This is a genomic window from Streptomyces sp. NPDC028368, from assembly GCF_055565615.1.
In genome coordinates this window covers 411,591-436,595 of the sequence record NZ_JBVHTY010000007.1, presented here as the reverse complement: position 1 = coordinate 436,595, position 25,005 = coordinate 411,591, and the positions used below count along the sequence as shown (strand labels likewise).

The 25,005-nt window shown below is 71.5% G+C and carries 20 protein-coding genes; 2 read left to right on the top strand and 18 right to left on the bottom strand.

The genetic code is table 11. From position 1 onward, the window contains the following. Positions 1–59 precede the first annotated feature (59 nt). The 4 genes from ACZ4S3_RS19285 to ACZ4S3_RS19270 form a co-directional block, all read right to left on the bottom strand. Complete coding sequence (locus tag ACZ4S3_RS19285; protein ID WP_467935467.1) at positions 60–1,913, bottom strand: LCP family protein; 1,854 nt, start codon at positions 1,911–1,913, stop codon at positions 60–62. A 23-nt stretch (positions 1,914–1,936) separates the two neighbouring features. Then, entirely contained in the window at positions 1,937–2,548 is a 612-nt protein-coding gene (nadD, locus tag ACZ4S3_RS19280) for a nicotinate-nucleotide adenylyltransferase (RefSeq protein ID WP_467935463.1), read from the bottom strand. Positions 2,549–2,600: 52 nt separating this feature from the next. Next, the gene (locus ACZ4S3_RS19275; RefSeq protein WP_362708628.1) at positions 2,601–2,762 is read right to left on the bottom strand and encodes a hypothetical protein; all 162 of its coding nucleotides are present in this window, start codon (positions 2,760–2,762) and stop codon (positions 2,601–2,603) included. A 127-nt stretch (positions 2,763–2,889) separates the two neighbouring features. Beyond that, complete coding sequence (locus ACZ4S3_RS19270; protein WP_467935457.1) at positions 2,890–3,042, bottom strand: hypothetical protein; 153 nt, start codon at positions 3,040–3,042, stop codon at positions 2,890–2,892. A 131-nt stretch (positions 3,043–3,173) separates the two neighbouring features. Between ACZ4S3_RS19270 and ACZ4S3_RS19265 the strand changes: the two genes are divergently transcribed. Further along, a complete protein-coding gene (locus ACZ4S3_RS19265; RefSeq protein WP_467935453.1) occupies positions 3,174–4,274 on the top strand; it encodes a M48 family metallopeptidase in 1,101 nt (366 codons plus the stop codon). Here ACZ4S3_RS19265 and ACZ4S3_RS19260 read toward each other — a convergent pair. From ACZ4S3_RS19260 to proB, 5 genes are all read right to left on the bottom strand, one after another. Continuing rightward, the gene (locus tag ACZ4S3_RS19260; protein ID WP_467935448.1) at positions 4,237–5,370 is read right to left on the bottom strand and encodes an SCO2583 family membrane protein; all 1,134 of its coding nucleotides are present in this window, start codon (positions 5,368–5,370) and stop codon (positions 4,237–4,239) included. The genes ACZ4S3_RS19265 and ACZ4S3_RS19260 overlap by 38 nt on opposite strands. Positions 5,371–5,522: 152 nt before the next feature. Next, positions 5,523–6,122 (bottom strand): SCO2584 family spore wall biosynthesis protein, encoded by a 600-nt coding sequence (locus ACZ4S3_RS19255; protein WP_467935444.1) that lies wholly within the window; start codon positions 6,120–6,122, stop codon positions 5,523–5,525. A gap of 108 nt (positions 6,123–6,230) precedes the next feature. Next, complete coding sequence (locus tag ACZ4S3_RS19250; RefSeq protein WP_467935440.1) at positions 6,231–7,499, bottom strand: glutamate-5-semialdehyde dehydrogenase; 1,269 nt, start codon at positions 7,497–7,499, stop codon at positions 6,231–6,233. A 117-nt stretch (positions 7,500–7,616) separates the two neighbouring features. Continuing rightward, a complete protein-coding gene (locus tag ACZ4S3_RS19245; RefSeq protein ID WP_467935436.1) occupies positions 7,617–8,114 on the bottom strand; it encodes a hypothetical protein in 498 nt (165 codons plus the stop codon). A 249-nt stretch (positions 8,115–8,363) separates the two neighbouring features. Next, complete coding sequence (gene proB / locus ACZ4S3_RS19240) at positions 8,364–9,461, bottom strand: glutamate 5-kinase (RefSeq protein ID WP_467935620.1); 1,098 nt, start codon at positions 9,459–9,461, stop codon at positions 8,364–8,366. A gap of 523 nt (positions 9,462–9,984) precedes the next feature. Here proB and ACZ4S3_RS19235 point away from each other — a divergent pair. Further along, positions 9,985–12,090 (top strand): hypothetical protein, encoded by a 2,106-nt coding sequence (locus tag ACZ4S3_RS19235; protein ID WP_467935433.1) that lies wholly within the window; start codon positions 9,985–9,987, stop codon positions 12,088–12,090. A 133-nt stretch (positions 12,091–12,223) separates the two neighbouring features. Here the strand turns inward: ACZ4S3_RS19235 and obgE are convergent, their stop codons facing one another. From obgE to ACZ4S3_RS19190, 9 genes are all read right to left on the bottom strand, one after another. Next, complete coding sequence (obgE, locus tag ACZ4S3_RS19230) at positions 12,224–13,660, bottom strand: GTPase ObgE (protein ID WP_467935430.1); 1,437 nt, start codon at positions 13,658–13,660, stop codon at positions 12,224–12,226. Positions 13,661–13,804: 144 nt separating this feature from the next. Continuing rightward, on the bottom strand, positions 13,805–14,062 hold the full coding sequence (gene rpmA / locus ACZ4S3_RS19225) for a 50S ribosomal protein L27 (protein WP_018088248.1): 258 nt from the start codon (positions 14,060–14,062) through the stop codon (positions 13,805–13,807). A 14-nt stretch (positions 14,063–14,076) separates the two neighbouring features. Beyond that, on the bottom strand, positions 14,077–14,397 hold the full coding sequence (gene rplU / locus ACZ4S3_RS19220; protein ID WP_393542324.1) for a 50S ribosomal protein L21: 321 nt from the start codon (positions 14,395–14,397) through the stop codon (positions 14,077–14,079). A 227-nt stretch (positions 14,398–14,624) separates the two neighbouring features. Beyond that, positions 14,625–18,332 (bottom strand): Rne/Rng family ribonuclease, encoded by a 3,708-nt coding sequence (locus ACZ4S3_RS19215; RefSeq protein WP_467935424.1) that lies wholly within the window; start codon positions 18,330–18,332, stop codon positions 14,625–14,627. A gap of 220 nt (positions 18,333–18,552) precedes the next feature. After that, the gene (locus tag ACZ4S3_RS19210; protein WP_467935420.1) at positions 18,553–19,353 is read right to left on the bottom strand and encodes a TIGR03936 family radical SAM-associated protein; all 801 of its coding nucleotides are present in this window, start codon (positions 19,351–19,353) and stop codon (positions 18,553–18,555) included. Positions 19,354–19,401: 48 nt separating this feature from the next. After that, positions 19,402–20,604, bottom strand: coding sequence for a hypothetical protein (locus ACZ4S3_RS19205; protein ID WP_467935416.1), 1,203 nt, complete (start codon positions 20,602–20,604; stop codon positions 19,402–19,404). 29 nt (positions 20,605–20,633) lie between these two features. Then, entirely contained in the window at positions 20,634–21,182 is a 549-nt protein-coding gene (locus ACZ4S3_RS19200) for a GNAT family N-acetyltransferase (RefSeq protein ID WP_467935412.1), read from the bottom strand. An 80-nt stretch (positions 21,183–21,262) separates the two neighbouring features. Beyond that, complete coding sequence (locus ACZ4S3_RS19195; protein ID WP_467935408.1) at positions 21,263–23,188, bottom strand: TIGR03960 family B12-binding radical SAM protein; 1,926 nt, start codon at positions 23,186–23,188, stop codon at positions 21,263–21,265. 87 nt (positions 23,189–23,275) lie between these two features. Next, the gene (locus tag ACZ4S3_RS19190) at positions 23,276–24,859 is read right to left on the bottom strand and encodes a CYTH and CHAD domain-containing protein (protein ID WP_467935404.1); all 1,584 of its coding nucleotides are present in this window, start codon (positions 24,857–24,859) and stop codon (positions 23,276–23,278) included. Between the last annotated feature and the right edge of the window lie 146 nt (positions 24,860–25,005).

The following is a 25,005-nucleotide window of genomic DNA, read 5'->3' as shown; positions in this document are numbered from 1 at the left end:
CCACCGACACTCCCGGAAAGCTTTTCGAACCCCCCGTTCGGCCGCCCCGAACCCGCTGGTCAGCCCTTGAAGTCCCGGCCCAGCACCACGGTGATGTCGGCGTTCGAGGCGCCCTTGCCCTGCTTGACGGCGCCGGCCGGCAGCCCCAGCGTCTTGGCGACCTCCGTGGCCTTCGCCTTGCTTCCGGCGTCCGCGTACGTCACCTGGGACGTGGCCCTGGCCACCGTGTCGCTGCCGTCGTCGACGAAGGTGTAGCCGCCGTTGAGCAACGCGACCTGCGCCTTTCCGGTGGCACCCTTGGCACCGCTGGCGTTGCGGACCGCGACGCGGGCGACGACATCGGGGGCGGTCTTCTTGACCGTGCCGCCGAGCACGTCCTTGACCACGGCGTTCGAGGTGCTCTCGCTGAGCGTGCCGTTCGCCTGCACCGGCAGCAGGGTGGTGCGGTAGGCGCCGGTCTTCGCCAGCTCCGCCCGCTGCGCCAGCGAGCTGCCCAGCTCGGCCTCGGTCAGCGGCGGGTCGAGGACCTGCAGCAGCGTCTTGACGGTGGCGGTGGCGCCGTCCGCGTCGCTGGAGACCTTCTTCAAGGTGGCCTGCATGACCTGGCCGAACCGCTGCAGCTGCTTGGTCTGGGTCTCGCCGGGCCCCTGGTAGGTGGCGTACGCGATGGCCGCCTGCCCGTTGAGGTCCTGGGCGCGGCCCTGCTTGACCACCGGGGAGTCGCCCTTCTTGGCGCCGGGCACGGCGGCGTCGGTGTCCAGGGTGATGCCGCCGACCGTCTCGACGAGGTTCTCCAGATACGGCGTGTCCAGCCGCCAGCTGGCCTTCACATCGGTGCCCAGGAGGGTGTTGAGGGAGTCCTGGGTGGCGTCGGCGCCGTCCTGCTTGACGGATTTGGCGAGCGTGGTGGAGGTCCCGTCGTCCTTGGCGATGACGAGGTTGTTGGGCAGGAGGACGGTGGTGCCCTTGTGGGTGGTCTCGTTGTCCACCAGGAGCGCCGTCGAGCTGTTGCCGCTCTTGGTGTCCCGCAGGTGGACCACCAGGACGTCCCGCTTCTGCCCGCCGGCGGTGGCGGCCTGGCCGGTGCCCGCCCCGGCCAGCCCCGGCAGCTTGCCCGCCCACCACAGATAGCCGACGCCGCCGGCCACCAGAAGGACGAGCACGACGGACAGGGCGACGATGCGGCTGCGGCCGCGCCGCTTGGCCTCCTCGCGCCGCTCGGTGCGGCTCTCGGTGAACTTCAGCCAGTCGATGACGTCTTCGGAGTCCTCGTCCGGCTCCTCGATGAACGAGAACTGCTCGGTTTGGTAGCCGCCTTCGGGGGCGGCGGACGCCCCGGAAGAGCCGGGCTTTCCCGAGGGGGCCGCCGGGGCCGGTTCCGCGGGCGGTGCGGCCTGGGGCTGTTCGCCGTAGGGGGACCGCTCCTGCGGGGCCTGTTCGTAAGGGGCCTGGTCGTACGGCGGCTGCGGCGCCTGCTGCGGAATCCAGTCCGGCCGGCCCTGCTGCTGCACCTGCTGTTGCTGCTGGGGCTGCGCGTACGGGTCGTACTGCTGCGCATAGTCCTGCTGCTGGACCTGCCGGCGGCCGTAGGCGTCGTAGCCGTACTCCTGCTGCGCCTGATGCTGCTGGTAGCCCTGCTGGCCTTGCTGGCCTTGCTGGCCCTGCTGGCCCTGCTGGCCCTGCTGCCCGCCGTACTGGTCGTAGCCGTCATAGCCGTCGTACGAGCCGGCGGTGGGTGCTATCGGCTGCCCGTACTGGTCGTACGACTGCTCGTACGGCCCCTGGGAGGCGTCGTGGTACACCGGCCGGCCGTAGGCGTCGTAGGTGTAGCCCGGCTGACCCTGCCGCTCCTGGGCGTACGGGTCCTGGGCATACGGGTCCTGCGGCCCGTACGGATCATGTCGGTCGCTCACCGGTGCCCCTTCCCTCAGGTGCGTCAGCGGTCGCTGCGGTACAGCTGCTTTTTGTCGATGTAGCGCACCACTCCGTCGGGGACCAGGTACCAGACCGGGTCCCCCTGGGCGACGCGCGCCCGGCAATCGGTCGAGGAGATGGCCAGCGCGGGCACCTCGATCAGCGACACCGCCCCCTCGGGCAGCCCCGGGTCCGCGAGGTCATGGCCGGGCCTGGTCACCCCGATGAAGTGCGCGAGCGAGACCAGTTCCGCTGCATCGTGCCAGGTCAGGATCTGGCTGAGCGCGTCGGCGCCGGTGATGAAGAACAGATCCGCGTCCCGGTGCTCGGCGCGCAGATCACGCAGCGTGTCTATCGTGTACGTCTTGCCGCCGCGGTCGATGTCGATGCGGCTGACGGAGAACTGCGGGTTCGACGCGGTCGCGATGACCGTCATCAGATACCGGTCCTCGGCCGGGGAGACCGACTTGTGGCTCTTCTGCCACGGCTGCCCCGTGGGCACGAAGACGACCTCGTCGAGGTGGAACTGGCTGGCCACCTCGCTGGCGGCGACAAGGTGTCCGTGATGGATCGGGTCGAACGTCCCGCCCATCACTCCGAGTCGCCGCTTCACGGGCCCTGTGTGCTCTCCCATGCGTGCAGACCCTACTGGGCGCCGCGCGATGGCGGGGGCCCGGTGCCGGGGCTCAGCGGTCGCGGTTGAAGCGGGTGGTGATCCACAGCAGGAGAAGCAGGATAAAAAGGGCGCCGCCGCCGGTCAGGAAGGGGCTGAGGCTGGCGTGGCCACCCTCGTGTCCGGGCTCGGCGGCGAGGGAGACCAGGGACTGTGCGGTGGTGTGCAGGCTCATCGTCGTCAGGACCAATCCGGGCTGGGGTCGGGCAGTAACGTCCGCCACATCGTAAGCGTCAGCTCACCGCGGCCTCACGGCGACTCCACACTCGGCCGCCCGAGGACACCTGCGGGGGCAGGCGGCGTCAGTCCTGGTTGCCGTACCCGCGCAGCAGGAACCACGCGAGGAACACCGCGCCCAGGACGCCGCCGATGATCACAGCGCGCAGGATCCAGCCGGGGCCGTCGGCCCTGGAGGTCTCCTGGACGGCGGCGAGCAGCATGCTCGAATGCAGCATGACGATGCGCTCCCTTTGTACAAGCGTGTGCGGGCATTGATGCAATCGCCAGCGTACGCCCGAGCATCCAATCGGCTGTCAGCGGCGTCCTCTAGTCTGAAACACACGCAGTCGAACAGGGGGAGGCCCCAATGACGGAGAGCCCAGGCGGCAGCGAGAACGTACCCAGCCGGGACCGCAGGCGGTTCCCCGGAATCTCGTCCCGGTCGTACGAACATCCCGCGGACCGCTCGGCGCTGGTGGCGCTGCGCAAGCTGAGCGGATTCGACACCATCTTCAAGACGCTCAGCGGCCTGCTGCCGGAGCGCAGCCTGCGGCTGATGTTCCTGTCGGACTCGGTCCGGGTCGGCGACCAGCAGTTCTCGCACCTGAACGACATGCTGCGCGATGCCTGCTACATCCTGGACCTGGAGAAGGTCCCGCCGATGTACGTCAATCAGGACCCGCAGCCCAATGCCATGTGCATCGGCCTGGACGAGCCGATCATCGTGCTGACGACCGGCCTGGTCGAGCTCCTGGACGAGGAGGAGATGCGGGCCGTCATCGGCCACGAGGTCGGGCACGCCCTGTCCGGGCATGCCGTGTACCGCACGATTCTGCTGTTCCTGACGAATGTGGCGGTGAAGGTTTCCTGGATCCCGCTGGGCAGCGTCGCGGTCATGGCGATCGTGACGGCACTGCGCGAGTGGTTCCGCAAGTCGGAGCTCTCGGCGGACCGCGCCGGACTGCTGGTCGGGCAGGATCTGCAGGCCTCGATGCGCGGCCTGATGAAGCTGGCCGGCGGCAATCATCTGCACGAGATGAATGTGGACGCCTTCCTCAAGCAGGCGGAGGAGTACGAGACGGGCGGCGATCTGCGCGACTCCGTGCTCAAGATCCTCAACCTGCTGCCGCGCAGCCACCCGTTCACCACCGTGCGGGCGGCCGAGCTGAAGAAGTGGGCGGCCAGCCGCGACTACCAGCGGATCATGGACGGCCACTACCCGCGCCGGGACGAGGACAAGGACGCCTCGGTGTCCGACTCCTTCCGGGACTCCGCGGCCCACTACGCCGACTCGGTGCGCAACAGCAAGGACCCGCTGATGGGCCTGGTGCGCGACATCGCCGGCGGCGCGGGCGACTTGGGCGGCAAGCTGCGCGACACGGTCTTCCGTGGCGGCTCGCGGCCGGACGGCGGCTCCAACGGCTCGGGCGCTAACGGATCGGACGGCTCGGATTCGGCTGGGCACTAGGCGCCAGTTCACCGCAGAGCGACGGATTGGCCCGGCCCCTGGCGTAGGGGTCGGTGCTCGTCGGCCGGTCGTCCCCCGCATGCTGCCCGGCAAGCAGCGGGCGCAGGGTGTCGGCCGGCTTCGAGGAGCAGGCCAGCGGCCCCGCCTGAAGGCTGCTCTGCAGCACTTCCAGGCGGTGGTCGGCCAGCTCGTCCCGGTCGATGCGGAAGTGCACCTCGCGCCGGACGGTGAACAGCGAGGCAGCGCCCGGCGTGACCTTGCCCACGCCATGGTCGGCGGGGCCGTTCCGCTGCGCCCGGTCGGTGGGCCGTACGGCGTAGACGAAGGTGTAGTCGGCGGTGACGTCGAGCGCCTCCGAGCTCAGCTCCGTTGCCGAGAGCGTGCCGTTGACCCGTACGTTCCGGTCGGCGAGCTGGGTCTGCCCGGGGTCGAAGCGGACCAGCCAGCCGGTCGCCGCATAGCGGCCGTTGTCGTCGGGATGCGCCATGCTCCGATCGAACTGGTCGAGTTGGCCGGTGTCGAGCAGCAGCCGCACCGGCCGTACGGATCCGCCGGTGAGGGTGGCCGGGTCCACCGAGGAGCGGACGAGGTAGTCCTTCGCGATGGACAGGGCGGAGACGATCTGGCCGTCGGAGAAGTGCTCGGTGCGGGCAACGGAGGGCAGATTGATGCCCGCGGCGCCGACCTTGAAATCCTTAGCCTGGCTGTGCGCGAAGAGATCCTTGGGCGTCGCGCCCGGCACGGCGCCAACCGGAGCGAGCGGTACGACCGCGGAGCGCAGCGACTGCACCCGGACCGCGTCGGGGGTCCGGTAGGGGTGGCGGACGCCCATGTAGACGGCGGTGCCGAAGGCGAGCACGATCAGCAGAACCAGCAAAATCGCCTGCCGGGAGCTGCCTACGGCACGCAGCAGCCAGCGGTGGCGGGGTTTGACGGCGGGCGAATGATGGTCGCCGAGCCGCTCGTCGGCGGAGTATTCCTGCAGCCGTGCTGCGCGCACGAACGATTCGTCGAAGACAACGGATCGGTATTCGTCCTCACCGCCTCCCGGGGCGCCGTTGGGCGTCCCTTCGGGAGGGTCACCAGGCCCGGTCATACAACTAGGGTAGGTCCGCCAAGGCGAAGGTAAACGCCGGGGCGGACGCCAACTTCGCCGGACCGCTGCGTTTCGCCCACCGCTGCGTTTCGCCCACCGGCGCGCGGCGCCCACCGGCCGCCTTCCGCGCGCCGTCCACGCCGCCCACGCGGTCAGTGCGCCCGGGGCGCCGCGGAGGCCGACGGCGGGGCGGACTCGGCCGACGCCGAGGGCAGCAGACCGGGCCGCAGCGTACGCACGCCCTTGGGGTCGCTGGAGGACGGCTCGCTGGAGGCGGGCCGCGGCGCCGGGCTCTGGTTCTTGCCGGAGGCCCCGCGATAGACCGCGCTGAAGGCCAGCGCGACCAGGCCTATGCCCATCACGACGGCCAGCACCCAGGCCATCGGGCGGTGCCAGCGGGGCCCGCCGCGATAGGGCCGCAGCGACCCGCCGTACGGGCCGTACGGGCCGTGCTCGCCGAATTCCCCGTAGTCGCCGTACGGGTCGTAGTCATCGGCGTGCCGTGCGACCCCGTCACGCTCCTCGGGGCCGAAGCCGGGGCCCGTGCGGGCCGCCTCCGCCTCGGCGCGGGCCTCGGCGGCGGCCAGCATCCGCTCGACCGCCGAGGGCTCATGGATCCGTGCGGCCCGGACGAATTCCTCGTCGAAGACCACGGCAGCGAATTCTTCGTCCGCTCTTCCGTGGCTCCCGTGGTGGTGCTCGTCGGGCTCTTCGCCGTCCGGGAACGGCTTGCCCCCCACGTCGTCCGGCACCCGTCCAGGTTAGCCCCGGCCGCTCGTTTTGGGCAGGGATCCGGTCAGAGAGAACCCCCAACCGCAGCCCACAACGGCTCCTGCCCCGGTCCACCACGACGTACCGTGCTAGCGGGTGTGTCCGTCGCCGGTGAGGATGTACTTGGTGGACGTGAGTTCCGGCAGCCCCATGGGGCCGCGGGCGTGCAGCTTCTGAGTGGAGATGCCGATCTCCGCGCCGAAGCCGAACTGGCCGCCGTCGGTGAAGCGGGTGGAGGCATTGACCGCGACGGTGGTGGAATCCACCAACTGGGTGAACCGGCGGGCCGCGGCCTGCGAGGTGGTGACGATGGCCTCGGTGTGGCCGGAGGTCCAGCGCCGGATGTGCGCCACCGCCGCGTCCAGGTCGGGCACCACAGCGGCCGCGATGTCGTACGAGAGGTACTCCGCCGCCCAGTCCTCGTCGGTGGCGGGGGCGACCAGCCCGGGGCCGGCCTGCTGCCAGGCGGCGTCGCCGTGCACGATCACGCCGGCCTTGGTCAGCGCCTCCAGGGCGCGCGGCAGGAACTTCTCGGCGATCCCGGCGTGCACCAGCACCGTCTCGGCGGCGTTGCAGACGCTGGGCCGCTGCGCCTTGGAGTTGATCAGGATGTCGATGGCCATGTCGATGTCGGCGGCCTCGTCGACGTAGACATGGCAGTTGCCGGTGCCGGTCTCGATCACCGGGACGGTGGACTCCTCGACGACTGTACGGATCAGGGCGGCTCCGCCGCGCGGGATCAGCACGTCCACCAGGCCGCGGGCGCGCATCAGCTCGCGCACCGAGTCGCGGCTCTCGCCGGGCACCAGCTGCACCGCGTCGGCGGGCAGCCCGGCGCCCTCGACGGCGTCCCGCAGCACCTGGACCAGCGCGGTGTTGGAGGCGTACGCGGAGGACGAGCCGCGCAGCAGCACGGCGTTGCCGGACTTCAGGCACAGGGCCGCGGCGTCCACCGTCACATTGGGCCGGGCCTCGTAGATGATCCCGATCACGCCGAGCGGGACGCGGACCTGGCGCAGGTCCAGACCGTTGGGCAGGGTCGAGCCGCGCACCACCTCGCCCACCGGGTCGGGCAGCGCCACGACCTCGCGGACGTCCGCGGCGATCGCCGCGATCCGCTCGGGGGTGAGGGTGAGCCGGTCCACGATCGACTCCGAGGTGCCGGCGGCCCGCGCCTTGGCGACGTCCTCGGCGTTGGCGGCGACGATGGCGTCCGCACGCTCCACCAGGGCGTCGGCGATGGCGAGCAGCGCTCCGTCGCGGGCCGTGCGCGGCAGCGGTGCCAGAAGGGCGGCCGCCTCCTTCGCGCGGCGGGCGGTCTCCAGGACGGGCGAGGTGTGTGATGCGCTGCTGGTCATGGCCGCAGCCTAGCTCGGCGGCGGGACGCGGCCATGCCCGATTTCACAGTGCGGGACGCCGGTCACACCGGCGGGCCGGATCTGTGGACGGCGCCCACAGGGCAGGCCGGCCAGGCCCTAGTACGGATGCACGCCGACCGGTGACGCCGGTGGCGGGCCGTAGCCTTCCGCGATGCGCTGGTGATAGGTCTCGCGGTCGATGACTTCCAGGCCGACGATCTCCCACGGCGGCAGCTTGGCCGTCGAGCGGTGCTCGCCCCACAGCCGCAGCGCGACCGCCGCGGCGTCGTGCAGGTCCCGCGCCTCCTCCCAGTAGCGGATCTCGGCATGGTCGTTGGCATAGCGGCTGGTCAGCAGGAAGGGATGGTCGTGGGCGAGCTGTTCGAGCGAGCGCCGGACCTCCTTCAGGGGCGCCTCGGACCCCGAGACGCTCAGGGTGATGTGCCACAGCCGCGACACCTCCCGGCGTTCGCCCTTCAGTGCCTGCGGTGCCGTCCCGTTCCGCTCCGTGCGCTCGTCGTCCGCGCGGCCGGCATCCTCACCGGCCCGGACGCTGGTCAGTGTGCGCTCCGCCGTCCCTCGGGGCAGAGCCGCCCCTGGGCGCCCTCGTCTCACCGGCGGCCTCCTGTGATGCGTATCGCTCCGCCCGCGGGGGTGCGGAGCCGATTGGTGCGGTCGTACTTCGGCGTGTGCGCTTGCGCGCTGCGGGCGCCGCTCCCCTACGGCGCCCCCGCAACAAAGTTGACCAGTCCGCGGGCCCTCGCGGGGCCGTTTTCGCGAAGGTCTCCGTGGAAAGGCTGGACTTCACGCCGCCCGGCGGACGTGTTTTCCGCTCGTGACGGCCGTCAGTGGCGCGGCAGGCCGTCAGTGGTGGAGCAGCACCAGGTCGTCACGGTGCACGACCTCCCGCTCGTAGGCGGGGCCCAGTTCGCGAGCGAGATCACGGGTCGAACGACCCATCAAACGTGGGATTTCCCGGGCATCGAAATTGACGAGCCCGCGGGCCACCGCGCGGCCCTGACCGTCCCGCAGCTCGACCGGGTCCCCGGCGGAGAACTCACCCTCGACGGAGGCGATACCGGCAGGCAGCAGCGAGGAGTGCCGTTCGACGACGGCCCGCACCGCGCCGTCGTCCAGGACGAGCGCACCGCGCGGCGTGGAGGCGTGCGCGAGCCACAGCAGCCGGTCGGCGGAGCGCCGGCCGGTGCGCAGGAAGTGCGTGCCGGTCGGGCCGCCGGCCAGCGCGTCGGAGGCGTGCACGGCGGAGGTGAGGACGACGGGGATACCGGCCGCGGCCGCGATCCGGGCCGCCTCGACCTTGGTGACCATGCCACCGGTGCCGACCCCGGCCTTGCCGGCGCTCCCGATGGAGATGCCCTCCAGGTCCTTGGGGCCGGCGACCTCCGCTATCCGGGACGTCCCCGGGGTGGCAGGGTCGCCGTCGTAGAGGCCGTCCACGTCCGAGAGCAGGATCAGCAGGTCGGCGCGGACCAGGTGGGCGACGAGCGCGGCCAGCCGGTCGTTGTCGCCGAAGCGGATCTCGTCGGTGGCGACGGTGTCGTTCTCGTTGACGACCGGTACGGCGCCCATGGCCAGCAGCTGGTCGAGGGTGCGGTAGGCGTTGCGGTAGTGGGCGCGGCGGCTGGTGTCGTCGGAGGTCAGCAGGACCTGGCCGACCCGGCGGCCGTAGCGCGCGAAGGAGGCGGTGTAGCGGGCGACCAGCAGGCCCTGGCCGACGCTGGCGGCGGCCTGCTGCCGGGCCAGGTCACGGGGGCGCCGCTCCAGCCCCAGGGGCGCGAGCCCGGCCGCGATGGCACCGGAGGAGACCAGCACGATCTCCTTGTCCTGGTGCTTGGCCAGCGCGTCCACCAGCGCGTCCACACGGTCCGCGTCCAGTCCCCCGGCGGCCGTGGTCAGCGAGGACGAGCCGACCTTGACCACGATCCGGCGGGCGTCCGCCACGGCCTCCCGCCGACCGCCGCCGCCCTCGGCGGAGGCCTCGCGGGCCGCCGCGCCGTCCTTACCCGCGCCTGCTGCGCCTGCCACCTGTGCTACCCCTGTGCTCGCCGATCCGCTGCCGTTCGGACGATCCGTGCCCGATCCGTCCGTACGGCCCCTACGGGCGCAATCTACGGCAGGACCGGCCACCGGTGCGCCGGGATATCGCCTGACGGACGCCCTCGCGGAAAGTGGGGTTCGCCGCGCCGACGCCCGCGCCCACTCCCCTGTACAGCGTTCCCCTATACAGAGGACGTCCGGCCTTCCCAGGAATTTGTTAAGACGACAGCGACGGCCAACAGGTTGCGTTCGATTGGTCCGCTTTCGCGGTGATGAGAGCCACAGCAGATTGTCACCAAGGCCAACAAGGTCATACGGTCGGGTGTCCACCGGTCCCGTTTCGCCGCTCAGGCGGCGTCGCAGCGCGGGACCCGGCCGCCCCCCTCGGCCTCCCCCTGACCTTTATTGCTGCCAGGAGCCCTCCCCCGTGCCTTCCGCCGGAATCGCCCCCCGCCGAGCCGTACAGCTCGCGGCCCTCTTCGCGATGATGCTCGCGTTCACCGCCCAGCTCATCGGTGCGCTGCTGCCCGTCATTCCGCTGTTCATCGCCGCATCCGTGGTCAACCTGGGACTCGATCTGATCCTCCAGCACAAGCAGCCCGGCCTGCTGTCCGTGCTCGGCCGGATCCGGTTCGACGTCACGGTGCGCCAGCTGCTGCGCGACATGCTGATACTGGTCGGCCTGCTGCACATCGACGGCATCAACCCACTCGAGGAGCAGGCGCCGCTCACCATCACACTGCTGCTCTTCTACGGCACCCACTTCGTGTGCCAGGCGGTCGCGGTGCTGGTCCGGCGGACCCGCAGCCTGCCGTTCGTGACGCGGAACATCGACGCCGGCGCGCTGCGGCTGTCCGATGCCCCGCCGCGCATCCTCTCCCGCCAGACCGGCCGGCGGCTGCTGCGCTTCTCGGTGCCCACCACGACGGGCATGATGCTGACCTCGATCACCACGGACGCGTACTGGGGCGGCATCGGCCTGGCCGTCTCCCTGCTCCTGTCCGCCGGCGGCACTCTCTACCTGGGCACCTGGCTGCTGCCCAAGAAGCGGGTGATGAGCGAGCGGCGCGCCCTGGAGTGGCTGGACGGCTGGCTGGCCGACTACCGGCCCACGGTCGGCATGTACTTCTCCGGCGGCGCCTCCTCCGCCTACCAGGCCAACATGTGGCTGAGCACCCTCGCCGACCTGGACGGCAACCCGATCATCGTGCTCCGTGAGCGCTTCATGGTGCAGAAGATCGAGGCCACGGACATCCCGATCGTCTGCATCCCCAAGGTCGCCAACCTGATGCGCCTGGAGCACTCCGCGCTCAAGGTCCTGCTGCACCCGGCGAACTCCGGCAAGACCTCGCAGATCCTGCGCATCCCCTCCATCAAGCACGCCTTCATCAACCACGGTGAGAGCGACAAGCTGTCCTCCTGCAACCCGTACGCGAAGGCCTACGACGAGGTATGGGTGGCGGGCCCGGCGGCCCGTGACCGCTACCAGCTCGCCGACATCGGCGTCGAGGACAAGGACGTCGTCGAGGTCGGCCGCCCGCAGCTGTCCCCGATCCGGCCGGTCCAGCAGCACGACAGTGCCCCGGCCCACGGCTTCACCACCGTGCTGTACGCCCCGACCTGGGAGGGCTGGGACGGCAACCCGGGCAACACCTCGGTGATCCTGGCGGGCGAGAACATCGTCCGGGAGCTGCTCGCCGACGAGAAGGTCCGGCTGCTGTACAAGCCGCACCCGATGACCGGCTCCGTCGACCCGCGTGCGGGCGCCGCCAACGCCCGTATCCAGGCGATGATCACGGAGGCCAACGGCCGCCGCAGCGGCGCCCAGCCCACCCCCGAGGACGCCGCCGAGCTGGCCCGCCGCGCCGAGGAGCTCAAGCAGCTCACCACCTCCGGCTTCCGCAAGAGCGCGGACGAGCTGGAGCGGATGCGGCTGCAGGGCACCCCGGAGGAGGGCCGCGCGGCCGCCGTGTCGGCCGCCGTCGACGCCTGGGAGGAGGCGTACTGGAACTCCTTCCCCAAGTGGCAGCACCTCATCATCACGACCGCCAAGCCCGGCATCTTCGGCTGCTTCAACCAGGCCGACGTGCTGATCAGCGATGTCTCCAGCGTCGTCTCCGACTACCTGACCAGCGAGAAGCCGTACGCGGTCGCCAACACCTCCGGGATGGACGAGGACGACTTCCGGGCCAACTTCCCCACCGTCCGGGCGGCGGCGATCCTCACGCCCGAGGCACACGGCGTGACCGCGCTCCTTCAGGCCGTACGCGACCCGGAGCAGGACACCCTCGCCGCCGAGCGGGCCGAGCTCAAGGAGCATCTGCTCGGCCCGTCCGACCCGCCGTCCTCGGTGCGCTTCAACCAGGCCGCGATGGCGCTGTGCGCCAAGGCCGACGAGCGGCGCGCACGGATGGACAACCGGCTGTCGGGAATCCCCGGCCAGCGAACGCAGGGTGCCGCGGACGACGCAGACGCCGCCGAGACGGCCCAGCACGAGTCCAGCGACGCCCCGGACGCGCCGGCCGCCGTCTAGCCCGCAGCGGGGCGCCCACAGCCCCGCACAGCGGCTTTGCGACAACGGGGAAGGCCCCGGGAGGATCTCCTCCCGGGGCCTTCCCCGTTGTCGTGCGTTCCCTGCCGGCCGACAAGTGCCGTCGGCGGCGCCGTCAGAACGGCCGGAAGCCGTCGTACTCCTCGTCGGCCTCGTCCCGCTGCGCGTCCCGGTCCCTGCGGCGCTGCGCGGCCGCCCGGGGCGCCTCCAGACGGTGGTCCTCGCCACGGCGGCCCAGCATCTCCGCCCCGGCCGCCATCATCGGCTCCCAGTCGAACACGACGGCGTTGTCCTCGACACCGATGGCGATGCCGTCGCCGGCGTGGGCGCCCGCCTTGCGCAGCGCGTCCTCCACACCCAGGCGGTTCAGGCGGTCGGCGAGGTAACCGACGGCCTCGTCGTTGTTGAAGTCGGTCTGGAGGATCCAGCGCTCGGGCTTCTCGCCCCGTACGCGGAAGAAGTTCTCGCCCTCGGCCGTGACCGTGAAGCCCGCGTCGTCCACGGCCTTGGGCCGGATGACGATACGGGTGGCTTCCTGTACGGGCTTGGCCGCACGGGCCTTGGCGACGATGTCGGCCAGCGCGTACGACAGCTCCTTGAGGCCCATATGGGCGACCGCCGAGACCTCGAAGACGCGGTAGCCGCGCTCCTCCAGGTCGGGGCGGATCAGGTCGGCGAGGTCCTTGCCGTCCGGCACATCGATCTTGTTGAGGACGACCACCCGGGGACGGTTGTCGAGACCGCCGTACTGGGTGAGCTCCTCCTCGATGGTGTCGAGGTCGGAGACCGGGTCACGGTCGGACTCCAGGGTCGCGGTGTCCAGAACGTGGACGAGCACCTCGCAGCGCTCGACGTGCCGCAGGAACTCCAGGCCCAGGCCCTTGCCCTGGCTGGCGCCGGGGATCAGACCGGGGACGTCCGCGATGGTGTAGACGGTCGAACCGGCCGTCACCACACCGAGGTTGGGCACCAGGGTGGTGAAGGGGTAGTCCGCGATTTTCGGCTTGGCGGCCGAGAGGACCGAGATGAGGGAGGACTTTCCGGCGCTGGGGTAGCCGACCAGCGCCACGTCCGCGACGGTTTTCAGCTCGAGGACGATGTCGCGGGCCTCGCCGGGCTCGCCGAGCAGCGCGAAGCCGGGGGCCTTGCGGCGGGCCGAGGCCAGTGCGGCGTTGCCGAGGCCGCCGCGGCCGCCCTGGCCGGCGATGAAGGTGGTGCCCTGGCCGACGAGGTCGGCCAGCACCTCGCCGTTGCCGTCCAGGACCACGGTGCCGTCGGGGACCGGCAGCACCAGGTCCTGGCCGTTCTTGCCGGAACGGTTGTCGCCCGCGCCCGGCGCACCGTTGGTGGCCTTGCGATGCGGGTGGTGGTGGTATTCGAGGAGCGTGGTGACGGCCTGGTCGACGACCAGGATCACATCGCCGCCGCGGCCGCCGTTGCCGCCGTCGGGGCCGCCCAGCGGTTTGAACTTCTCCCGCATGACGGAGGCCACGCCGTGGCCTCCGTTACCCGCGGCGACATGCAGCTCGACGCGGTCCACGAAGGTGGTCATGGTGGTGGTGCCTCCAGATAAACGGGATTGTCTGCGTACTGCGGAATGTCTCTGTCGTAACACGCCAGGGGCGGACCGGCCTTCCCGCTCGCGCGAGAAAAGGCGGTCCGCCCCTGGTGGTGCTGTGCTACGTCCGGGCCGAGATTACTCGGCGACCGGGACGATGTTCACGACCTTGCGGCCGCGGTGGGTGCCGAACTGCACCGCACCGGCAGCCAGGGCGAACAGGGTGTCGTCGCCGCCGCGGCCGACGCCCGTGCCCGGGTGGAAGTGGGTGCCACGCTGGCGGACCAGGATCTCACCGGCGAGGACGGCCTGACCGCCGAAGCGCTTCACGCCGAGCCGCTGAGCATTGGAGTCGCGACCGTTCCGAGTGGACGATGCGCCCTTCTTGTGTGCCATGTCTCGTCAGTCCCTTACTTCGCCGGAGCGTCGATGCCGGTGATCTTCAGCGCCGTGTGGAGCTGACGGTGGCCGATGCGCTTCTTGTAACCGGTCTTGTTCTTGTACTTCTGGATCCGGATCTTGTCGCCCTTGTGGTGGTCGACGACCTCGGTCTGGACCTTCACGCCGGCCAGGACCCACGGGTCACTGGTGACCGCGTCGCCGTCAACGACCAGCAGCGTCGAGAGCTCGACGGTGTCGCCGACCTTGCTGGTGGAAATGCGGTCAACCTCGATGACGTCGCCAACAGCAACCTTCTGCTGGCGTCCGCCGGTGCGCACGATCGCGTACACGCGGAACTCTCTTTCGCTAGAAACGGGTCCTCTGATGCCAGCCGCTCACATGGGCTTGGAAAGGCCCATGGAATCCGAGTGGACGAGCGGCCTCCCTCGGCGGAGCCGAGAGGTGTTTGCTCAGGGGTTTGGTGTCATAGACACCGACGGTCAAGGTTACGGGCCCTCGACCAGGGGGTCAAACCGGCCCCGGACCGCTGACGGTCCGGGGCCGGCCTTGCCTCTGCTTACGCGACCGAGGACTGCTCGGCGGCAGTGGTCTTCTTGGCCGCCGCCTTCGTCGTCTTCTTCGCCGCCACCTTCTTCGTGGCGGTCTTCTTGACCGTGGCCTTCTTGGCGGTGGTGGTCTTCTTCGCCGCCGCCTTCTTGGCCGTGGCCTTCTTCGCGGGCGCCTTCTTGGCCGCGGCCTTCTTGGCCGTCGCCTTCTTCGCCGTCTTCTTGGCGGGCGCCGCCTCGGGCTCGGGCTCGGCCTCGGCGGGCGCCTCGGCCGGCTCCGTAACCGGCTCGGCGACGGGCTCCGCCACCGGCTCCGCGATCACGACGGTCCCAGCGGACTCGCCGGAGACCTCGGGCGATCCCGCCGGAGCGCTCGCCCTACGGGTCGCACGACGGCGCGCACGGGGCGGCGCGGGCTCCGCGGCCGGCGCCTCGGGGGCCTCCGCCGCAGCGGGCGCCGCCTCGGGGGCGGCCTCCGCCACCGGCTCGACCGGCACCACGATCGCGGCGGCCTCCGCCGCGGCCTTGGGGGCGCCCGCCGGGGCGGACACCTTCCGGCTCACCCGACGGCGGCCACGACCGCGTCCGGCGGCCGCCTCGGCCTCCGCCGGGCTGCTGAACCACTCGTCGGCATCGGCCACCGCCGGCTGCAGCTCGGCCTCCGTCACCGGGGCGGGCTCCAGCTCCGGTGCGCCTCCGTCCGGGGTCGGCTCGACGGCCTCGACCTCGTGGACATGCGGCTCGGCCGCTGCACCCTTGCCCTTCTTCTTGCGCTTGCCGCCACCGCCGGCCGTCGTCGGCTGGTCCATGTGGACGATGACGCCGCGGCCGTTGCAGTGCACACAGGGCTCGGAGAAGGCCTCCAGCAGGCCCTGGCCGACCCGCTTACGGGTCATCTGGACCAGGCCCAGCGAGGTGACCTCGGCCACCTGGTGCTTCGTCCGGTCCCGGCCCAGGCACTCCAGCATCCGCCGCAGCACCAGGTCCCGGTTGGACTCCAGCACCATGTCGATGAAGTCGATGACGACGATGCCGCCGAGGTCGCGCAGCCGCAGCTGACGCACGATCTCCTCGGCCGCCTCCAGGTTGTTCCTGGTGACGGTCTCCTCGAGATTGCCGCCCTGACCGGTGAACTTCCCGGTGTTGACGTCGATCACGACCATGGCTTCGGTCTTGTCGATCACCAGCGAGCCGCCGCTGGGCAGCCAGACCTTGCGGTCCAGCGCCTTCATCAGCTGCTCGTCGATGCGGTACGTCGCGAAGACGTCGACGTCCGAGGTCCACTTCTGCAGCCGGTCCACGAGGTCCGGAGCGACATGCGAGACATAGCCGTAGATGGTCTCCCAGGCCTCGTCACCGCTGACGATGACCTTGGAGAAGTCCTCGTTGAAGATGTCGCGGACGACCCGGACGGTCATGTCCGGCTCGCCGTAGAGCAGGGTCGGCGCGCTGGTGGAGGCCGCCTTCGCCTTCTTCTGGATCTCTTCCCACTGTGCCTGCAGCCGCTCGACATCGCGGCGCAGCTCGTCCTCGCTCGCGCCCTCCGCGGCGGTACGGACGATGACGCCCGCATCCTCGGGGACAATCTTCTTGAGGATCTGCTTCAGCCGCGCCCGCTCGGTGTCCGGGAGCTTACGGCTGATACCGGTCATCGAGCCCTCGGGCACGTAGACCAGGTAGCGGCCGGGCAGCGAGACCTGGCTGGTCAGTCGGGCGCCCTTGTGACCGATGGGGTCCTTGGTGACCTGCACCAGCACGGACTGGCCGGACTTCAGCGCGGTCTCGATACGGCGCGGGCCGTTGGACATGCCCAGCGCCTCGAAGTTGACCTCGCCGGCGTACAGGACGGCGTTGCGGCCCTTGCCGATGTCGACGAAGGCGGCCTCCATGGACGGCAGAACGTTCTGCACCTTGCCCAGGTAGACATTGCCGACGTAGCTGGTCGCCTGCTCCTTGTTGACGAAGTGCTCGACGAGGACGTCGTCCTCCAGCACACCGATCTGGGTGCGCTCGCCGCTCTGGCGGACGACCATCACCCGCTCGACGGCCTCGCGACGCGCGAGGAACTCCGCCTCGGTGATGATCGGCACCCGGCGGCGGCCCTGCTCGCGGCCCTCGCGACGGCGCTGCTTCTTGGCCTCCAGACGCGTCGACCCCTTGATCGACTGCACCTCGTCGGCGCTGGTCCCCTCGTCCTTCTTACGGGGCTCGCGGACCTTGACGACGGTGCGCTCCGGGTCGTCACCGGGACCGGCCTCGACCTCGGCGGCGTCACCGCTGCGGCGACGACGGCGACGGCGACGACGGCTGCTGCTGGAGCCGCCACCGCCCTGCTCGTCCGCGGCCTCCTGCGACTCCTCGGCGGCCTGCTCCTCGAACTCGGCGGCCTCCTCGGCCTCCGCCTCCTCGGCTGCGCGGGCCTGCTCGGGCTGCTCCTCGCCGCCCTCGGCGGCCTCACCGCGACGACGGCGACGGCCACCGCGACGACGGCGGCGCGAGGGACGATCGCCCGACTCCTCGTCGCCGTACCCGGCCTCGCCCTGCTCGGGCTCTTCCTCGGCCTCGACGGCCTCCTCGGCCTCCTCGGCCTCCTGCTCCTCCACCGGAGCCGCGGCCTGCGGCTCGACCGGGGCACCACGACGACGGCGCCGGCGCGGGCCACCGGCGGGCTGCTCCTCGGGCTCGGCGGCGGCTTCCTCCTGGCGGGCCGCGGCGTGTGCGGCGGCCGCGGTCTCCGGGGTCTGGAACATCGGCTCGGCGAAGACCGGCGCCTGGAAGACGGCGGTCGGTGGACGCTGCGCCCGGCGACGGCCGCGCACCGGGGCCTCCGGCGCGGCCTTCTCCTCGGCGCGGGGCGCCTCGGCGACCGGCTCCACGGCCTGCTCACCGCGGCGCCGCGCCCGGCGCTTGGGCTCGGCGGCCTCGGGCTCCGCCGCGGGGGCGGCTTCCGCTGCGGCCTGCGGCGCGCCCTCGGGCGCGGTCACCTTGCGGGTGGCGCGACGGCGCGCACGGGCGGGCTTGGCTTCCTCGACGACCTCGGCGGCGGGCTCCGCGACCGGCTCCGCCGCGGCGACGGGAGCGGCCGCGGCGGCGGGCTCCTCGGTCTCGCTCACCTGGGGGGACCCGGCCGGAGCGGTGGCCTTACGGGTGGCGCGACGGCGCGTACGGGCCGGCTTGGCCTCGTCCTCGGCCGCCGGCGCCTCGACGACCGCGGGGGCCGCGGCCGGGGCCGGCTCGGGTGTCTCGACGGCAGCCGGGGCCGGGGCGGCCTCGTTCGCCTGCGGCGATCCGGCCGGAGCGGTGGCCTTACGGGTGGCGCGACGGCGCGCACGGGCCGGCTTGGCCTCGTCCTCGGCCGCCGGGGCCTCGACGATCGCGGGGGCCGCGGCCGGAACCGGCTCGGCCTCGCTCGTCTGCGGGGCACCGGCGGGTGCGGTGGCCTTACGGGTCGCACGGCGGCGGGTACGGGCCGGCTTGGCCTCGTCCCCCGTGGTGACCGCGGAGGCGGTGCTCTCATCGGCGGCGGGCTGCGCCGTCGCCGGACTCTCGGCGCTCACCACGGCGGCCTCGCCGGCAGCGGCGCCCGTGGGCGGGCCGGCCGGCCGGGATGCCGCACGGCGCCTGCGGCGCGGCGGCAGCGTGTCGCCGGGCGAGTGGTTGTCGTCGAAACCACGGTCCGCGGACTGCGTGGATTCATTGGGCTCAATTGGTTCGAGCATGCGGGCGGTTCTCCCGTCACGCTCCCGGGCGCCGTCGCCTGATTCCGGCTGCGGTCCGCGTGATGAGCGCGGTTCCGCTGTCCGGGGCGCGGGCGCCGCACGGGAGCTGTCGTCTCGCTCGCCGGGCCCGTAGGTCGGGGACCGGCGAAAGTCTCCTGGTCAGTGCGTCTGCCGGGCCGGGGACGTTCCCTGGCTGATCGGCGACGCGACGACGGCGGTCCTACGCAGTACCTTCCCCGGCTTCCGGAGATACCCCACTCGCCGCCTTCGCGGCACTTGGCCCGGCGGCCGTGGATGGGGCGGCCGTGGCAGCGTCGCGGTCGGGCGCAAGCGGGTCGGTCACCGCACCGGACTCCTCATCGAGCGGCCCCTGCGCCAGCCTGGTCACCGCAGCGGGGACCGGCGGCGCCAGGTCGGCCGCAGCTCGGAGACCGGACAGGACGTCGTCGGGTCGCACGGCAGGTGTCAGATGCCGAACAACCAGCCGCAGTATCGCACAGGCTTTGCCGTCGGGCCTATCGCCCTCGGGCTCGGCGGCTTCCAGGCTCAGCACCGCCGCGCGGGCGTCGAAGCTGCGCATGCCGTTCTTGGTGCGGCGCTCGACCTGTACTTCTTCAGCGGCGAGGAACGTCTCGACGGCGGCCGCGGCCGCATCGGCCGGTACCTCGTCGAGCCGGATCTCCCACACCGAGGCCTGGAGCCGGTCGGCGAGACCACTGGTGTGCGCCTCGACGGCGTCGATCACATCGAGCCCCGTCGGCAGCGACTCGTCCAGGAGCTCGCGGAGCGTGACCGGATCGCGGTGCTCGGTGAGCTGGATCTCCAGATACTCGGCCTCGCTGCCCGTACCCGTCGGTGCGGCATTGGCGTACGACACCTTGGGGTGCGGGGTGAAGCCCGCCGAATAGGCCATGGGGACCTCGGCGCGGCGCAGTGCGCGCTCGAAAGCGCGCTGGAAGTCGCGGTGGCTGGTGAACCGGAGGCGGCCGCGCTTGGTGTAGCGCAGTCGGATGCGCTGCACCGCCGGTGCGGGCGGCGGGCCTTCGGGCTGTCGCTTGCCCAGTGTCGCTCAGTCCTTCGTGAGTGCGGTCGTACTGCTACCTAGAGTACGTGCCTCGGGGGTGCCCGGTTCCCGGCGGGGCGGTACGGCCGCGGTGCGCGCCGGTTCCCCGGGCGCGCCGAACAGGGCGCGGCGGATCTCCCTCCGGGTCTGCCGCACGCTCTGACGGGCGGCACTCACGGCCCGGCGGGCAGCCCGGCCGGCGGCGCCCGCAGCGTGCCGGACGGGTCGCCAGATGCCGTCGCGGATGCCGTGCCCGAGCGGGGTGAGCAGGGTCCGGTACACCCAGCGGGCCGGTTCGGCGACGAGCCACCGCACCACCGACGCCAGGAACCGGCCGACCGCCCGGGAGAGGAACCCCGCGGCCCGCCAGCAGTGCCCGAGCGCATCCCCGATCTCACGGACCAGCACGGTCACCACGGCGGCCAGCGCCCGCCCGGTGGGCTGCAGCACATGCCGCCACAGCGCGAGGCCCGGGACGATGAAGATCCATCGAACGAGCGTGGCGACGACCGCCCCTACACCGCGCGCCAGCCAGGCGAGGCCCCGGCCGATGGGCGCCACGACATACCGCCACAACACCACCCACGGCCACACGAACAACGCCTTGCCCACCCACGCCAACGCCACACCGACACCCCGCGCCAGCCAGGCAACCCCCCGCCCGATGGGCGTCAGCGCCTGCGCATACAGCCACTGAGCAGGAATAACGACCAGACAGCGCACCAGCCAACCCAGCACGACACCGGTCCCCCGGCCGATGGGCGCCACGACATAACGCCACAACGCCACCCATGGCCATACGAACAACGCCTTGCCCACCCACGCCAACGCCACACCGACACCCCACGCCAGCCAGGCAATCCCCCGCCCGATGGGCGTCAGCACATACGCATACAGCCACCCGCCGGGAACGACGATCAGATAGCGCACCAGCCACGCCACCGGGGCGACGACGAGCGTCCGCCAGATCCACCCGGCCGGGATCACCACGAGGTGCCGCCACAGCCAGGCCAGTCCGCGGCCCAGGGGGCGCAGCACCGTACGGTCCACGGCCTTGGCGCAGGCCGCCACCGCATCCCAGACCAACCGCACCGGCACTACGAGCACCAGCACCACGATCCGGATCGGCAGCCGGAGCGCCGTGGTCAGACAGCCCTCGCCCGGCTCGTACGAGGCGGGCATCCGCCGGTCCCTGTCGGTGGGCTCCATCGGCCTCTCCCCCTCGTGCTCAAGCCGCCTCAGCCGGTGTGCGCGCAGGCGTGGATCCAGTAACGCAGCCGCTGGTCCCGCTGGTCCTCGAACACCCCGCCACAGGCCTCGATGACCTTACGTGAGGCGGTGTTGGTGTCATCACAGGTGATCAGTACCGGGTCTATGCCCAGCTCGTGATGGGCGATGGACAGCGCGGCGCGCAGCATCGCGGTGGCATGGCCGCGACGGCGGGCGCCGGGGCGCACCGCGTAGCCGATGTGGCCGCTCCAGGTGAGGAGGGAGGGGGTGAGGCGGTGGCGGAAGGTGACGCGGCCCAGGTAGGTGTCGCCGTCGACCCACCAGCGCGTGGTCTTGGGGACCACACCGTCGGCGCGTTCCTCGGAGCCGATGCCGCCGACCAGGTCCAGGTACGCGGCAAACCCCTCGGCGGTAGGCCAGCGGGCGCCCCAAGTCCGCAGCTCGCGCGCCAGGCTGGAGTAGGGATCGCTCCCCACTCCGTCGGCCCGGAATTCCTCCATCGCGGCGAGAAAGGAGGCGTGGACGGCGGCGGTGGGTGCGATCAGCGTCGGAGACACCGGCTCATTGTGCGCGAGTACACCGCGGCCCGGCCACCGCACGGGGGCGGGACCGGGCCGAAGTGGCGTACGGATACTGCTTACTTGACGACCGACAGCGGCAGCAGCTTCTTGCCGGTCGGCCCGATTTGGATGTCGAGGTCGAGTTGCGGACACACGCCGCAGTCGAAGCACGGGGTCCAGCGGCAGTCCTCGACCTCGGTCTCGTCGAGGGCGTCCTGCCAGTCCTCCCAGAGCCAGTCCTTGTCGAGACCGGAGTCGAGGTGGTCCCAGGGCAGGACCTCCTCGTAGGTGCGCTCACGGGTGGTGTACCAGGCGACGTCCACGCCGAAGGCGGGCAGCGTCTCCTCGGCGGCCTTCATCCAGCGGTCGTACGAGAAGTGCTCGCGCCAGCCGTCGAAGCGGCCGCCGCCCTCGTAGACGGCGCGGATGACCGAGCCGATGCGGCGGTCGCCGCGGGAGAGCAGGCCCTCGACGATGCCGGGCTTGCCGTCGTGGTAGCGGAAGCCGATGGAGCGGCCGTACTTCTTGTCGCCGCGGATCTTGTCGCGCAGCTTCGTCAGCCGGGCGTCGGTCTCCTCGGCGGAGAGCTGCGGGGCCCACTGGAAGGGGGTGTGCGGCTTGGGGACGAAACCGCCGATGGATACCGTGCAGCGGATGTCGTTCTGCCCGGAGACCTTGCGGCCCTCGGCGATGACCTTGACCGCCATGTCGCCGATCTGCAGGACGTCCTCGTCGGTCTCGGTCGGCAGACCGCACATGAAGTACAGCTTCACCTGCCGCCAGCCGTTGCCGTAGGCCGTCGAGACGGTCCTGATCAGGTCCTCTTCCGAGACCATCTTGTTGATGACCTTGCGGATGCGCTCCGAGCCGCCCTCCGGCGCGAAGGTCAGACCCGAGCGGCGGCCGTTGCGCGTCAGTTCGTTGGCAAGATCGATGTTGAAGGCGTCGACGCGGGTCGACGGCAGCGACAGGCCGATCTTGTCTTCCTCGTACCGGTCGGCGAGGCCCTTCGCGACGTCACCGATCTCGGTGTGGTCCGCGGAGGACAGCGACAGCAGGCCGACCTCCTCGAATCCCGTGGCCTTCAGACCCTTGTCCACCATCTCGCCGATGCCGGTGATGCTTCGCTCCCGTACGGGACGCGTGATCATGCCGGCCTGGCAGAAACGGCAGCCGCGGGTGCAGCCACGGAAGATCTCGACCGACATCCGCTCGTGGACGGTCTCGGCCAGGGGGACGAGCGGCTGCTTGGGGTAGGGCCACTCGTCGAGGTCCATGACGGTGTGCTTGGAGACCCGCCACGGGACGCCGGAGCGGTTCGGGACGACGCGGGAGATCCGGCCGTCGGCCAGGTACTCGACGTCGTAGAACTTGGGGACGTAGACGCTGCCGGTCTTCGCGAGGCGGAACAGCAGTTCATCGCGGCCGCCGGGCCGGCCCTCGGCCTTCCAGGCGCGGATGATCTCGGTGATCTCCAGCACCGCCTGCTCGCCGTCGCCGACCACCGCGCAGTCCAGGAAGTCCGCGATCGGCTCCGGGTTGAAGGCGGCGTGGCCGCCCGCGAGGATCAGCGGGTGGTCCTCGGTACGGTCCTTGGCCTCGATCGGGACGCCGGCCAGGTCCAGGGCGGTGAGCAGGTTGGTGTAGCCCAGCTCGGTGGAGAAGGAGACGCCGAGCACGTCGAAGGCGCCGACCGGGCGGTGCGCGTCGACGGTGAACTGCGGGACGTTGTGCTCGCGCATCAGCGCCTCGAGGTCCGGCCACACGCTGTACGTGCGCTCGGCGAGCACGCCCTCCTGCTCGTTGAGGACCTCGTAAAGGATCATGACGCCCTGGTTGGGCAGACCCACCTCGTACGCGTCCGGGTACATGAGAGACCATCTGACGTCGCAGGAGTCCCACTCCTTGACGGTGGAATTCAGCTCACCGCCGACATACTGGATGGGCTTCTGCACATGCGGGAGCAGGGCCTCGAGCTGTGGGAAGACCGATTCGGCAGACATCTCGCGAACTTTCGTGAGCTGGCAAGGGCGACTCACAAGCGTAACCCGCCCGGAGCCGCCCTCGATACGGCGATCTTGGCGCGAAGATCACCGGTGCGGTGCCGCCGCGAGTTCGGACCGCAGCCCGGACCGGGCGAGCTTCGCCCAGACCCCGGGCAGTTCCCGCTCCCGTTGCGCCGCCAGGGCCTCCTCGCGCCCGTAGAGCAGACCGAAGGTGAACGCGGCCTCGCCCGCCCGCTGGGCCTGGGCCGCCAGCTCGCGCAGGGCGCCGCGGGCGACCACGCTGTCCTGGTGGTCGCCGAGCACCTGCTGCACCCGCTTCGTTCGCTTGGCGAACTTTTTTGCGGACTTGCCGAGCGCCGGACGAGCCGCCTCCGCCGCGTACCGCGTGCGCTTGGCCGCCTTGCGGGCGCGGTGCAGCGCCTCGTCCCGGGCGACTCCGGCCGGGGTGTCCAGCGCCGCCTCGACGCGGCGGGCCAGCCGGGCGTAGTCCTTCAGCACGGCCCTGGCCAGCGCCTCCGGCGCGGGCCGCGCGGCGGCCTTGCGCAGCGGCGGCTCGGCCGACAGGGCCTCCAGGGTCCGCAGCAGCTCCAGATAGCGCTCGCCCTCCAGTACGGCGAGCACCTCTTGCCGCGAGCCCAGCCGGCGCCGCTGCGACCAGATGCGCAGCCGGGCGGACACCGGGCCGAGCCGCAGCGTCCGGGGCACCTTCGCCAGCGCGTCCCGCAGCCGCGCGGTCAGCACCTCCCGGTCCCGGTCCACCCCCAACGCCGCGGCCAGCCACCTGAGTTCGAGGCTGATGGGCCGGGTGACGGAGCGGTCCAGGACCTTGGTGTAGGAGCGGAACGCGCTGCGCAGGCGGCGGGTGGCGACCCGCATCTGGTGCACGGAGTCGGGCAGATCGCGGCGCACGGCCGGATCCAGCTCGATGATCACCCGCACCTGTTCACGGACATAGCGCAGGACGACGTCACCCGCGGTGCGAGCCTTCTTCCCGGGCCGCTTGCCCCTGCCGGACCGCTCGCTCCCGGCGGGCCGCTTGCCGGGCTTTTCCGGCCCGCCCTGCGGAGCCGTCTCGGCCAGCGCCCGCGCCAGCTTCGACGCCGCCCTGGCGGGCCGCACCCCGGATGCGGCCAGCGCCTCGCCGACCCCGTCCAGGAGGGCGTCGTCGCCACCGCCCTCCCCCGTCAGCTCCACCTCGATCTCGTGCCAGCGGACCTCAGCCCCTGGCCGGCCGGCGCGCTCCGCCCGCACCGCGTCGACCGCGAGCTCGGCGAGCGTCGCACCGTCGGCGTCCTGGAGCAGATGGGCCGTACGCCGCGTCCACAGCCGGATGACGGGCACCAGCTCCCGGCCGAGCGTCCGCGACCGCACAAGCGCCGTCAGCTCCTGCGGCGGCGTATCGGAGAGCGGTGCCCGCACCTCGTCCCGGACGCCGAGCGCGACCGGCAGCTTCAGATGCCAGCCTTCGTCCGCTCCGCCGGTGCGCCGGCGCAGCGTGAGGCCGGCCGCGGCGAGTCTGTGGTCGGCGGTGTCGTAATACAGGGCGTCCAGGGCCGTGACGCCCTGCTCCACCACGGCCGCCACCCGGTCCACCGTGGTCAGGTCGGGCAGCTCTGTGTCGTCGGTGGCCTCGTACTTCCGCTCGATCTCCCGCACGGTGTCCGCCATAAATCGAATTTATCCATCCGGCCCACCGGCGACCACCCGTCCGGCACTACCGTCCGGGGCGCAGGGAGCACTGGCGCGCACGCCGGGCGGTGAATTACGGTGTGTCACCAGCCATCCACGCTGGGTGGCGCCAGGCGCTCACTCGA

Coding starts and splice junctions, on each gene's coding strand:
- nadD (WP_467935463.1), bottom strand. CDS start 2,548: ATGGGAGAGCACACAGGGCCCGTGAAGCGGCGACTCGGAGTGATGGGC.
- ACZ4S3_RS19275 (WP_362708628.1), bottom strand. CDS start 2,762: ATGAGCCTGCACACCACCGCACAGTCCCTGGTCTCCCTCGCCGCCGAG.
- ACZ4S3_RS19270 (WP_467935457.1), bottom strand. CDS start 3,042: ATGCTGCATTCGAGCATGCTGCTCGCCGCCGTCCAGGAGACCTCCAGG.
- ACZ4S3_RS19265 (WP_467935453.1), top strand. CDS start 3,174: ATGACGGAGAGCCCAGGCGGCAGCGAGAACGTACCCAGCCGGGACCGC.
- ACZ4S3_RS19260 (WP_467935448.1), bottom strand. CDS start 5,370: ATGACCGGGCCTGGTGACCCTCCCGAAGGGACGCCCAACGGCGCCCCG.
- ACZ4S3_RS19250 (WP_467935440.1), bottom strand. CDS start 7,499: ATGACCAGCAGCGCATCACACACCTCGCCCGTCCTGGAGACCGCCCGC.
- obgE (WP_467935430.1), bottom strand. CDS start 13,660: ATGACCACCTTCGTGGACCGCGTCGAGCTGCATGTCGCCGCGGGTAAC.
- rpmA (WP_018088248.1), bottom strand. CDS start 14,062: ATGGCACACAAGAAGGGCGCATCGTCCACTCGGAACGGTCGCGACTCC.
- ACZ4S3_RS19215 (WP_467935424.1), bottom strand. CDS start 18,332: ATGCTCGAACCAATTGAGCCCAATGAATCCACGCAGTCCGCGGACCGT.
- ACZ4S3_RS19205 (WP_467935416.1), bottom strand. CDS start 20,604: ATGGAGCCCACCGACAGGGACCGGCGGATGCCCGCCTCGTACGAGCCG.
- ACZ4S3_RS19195 (WP_467935408.1), bottom strand. CDS start 23,188: ATGTCTGCCGAATCGGTCTTCCCACAGCTCGAGGCCCTGCTCCCGCAT.
- ACZ4S3_RS19190 (WP_467935404.1), bottom strand. CDS start 24,859: ATGGCGGACACCGTGCGGGAGATCGAGCGGAAGTACGAGGCCACCGAC.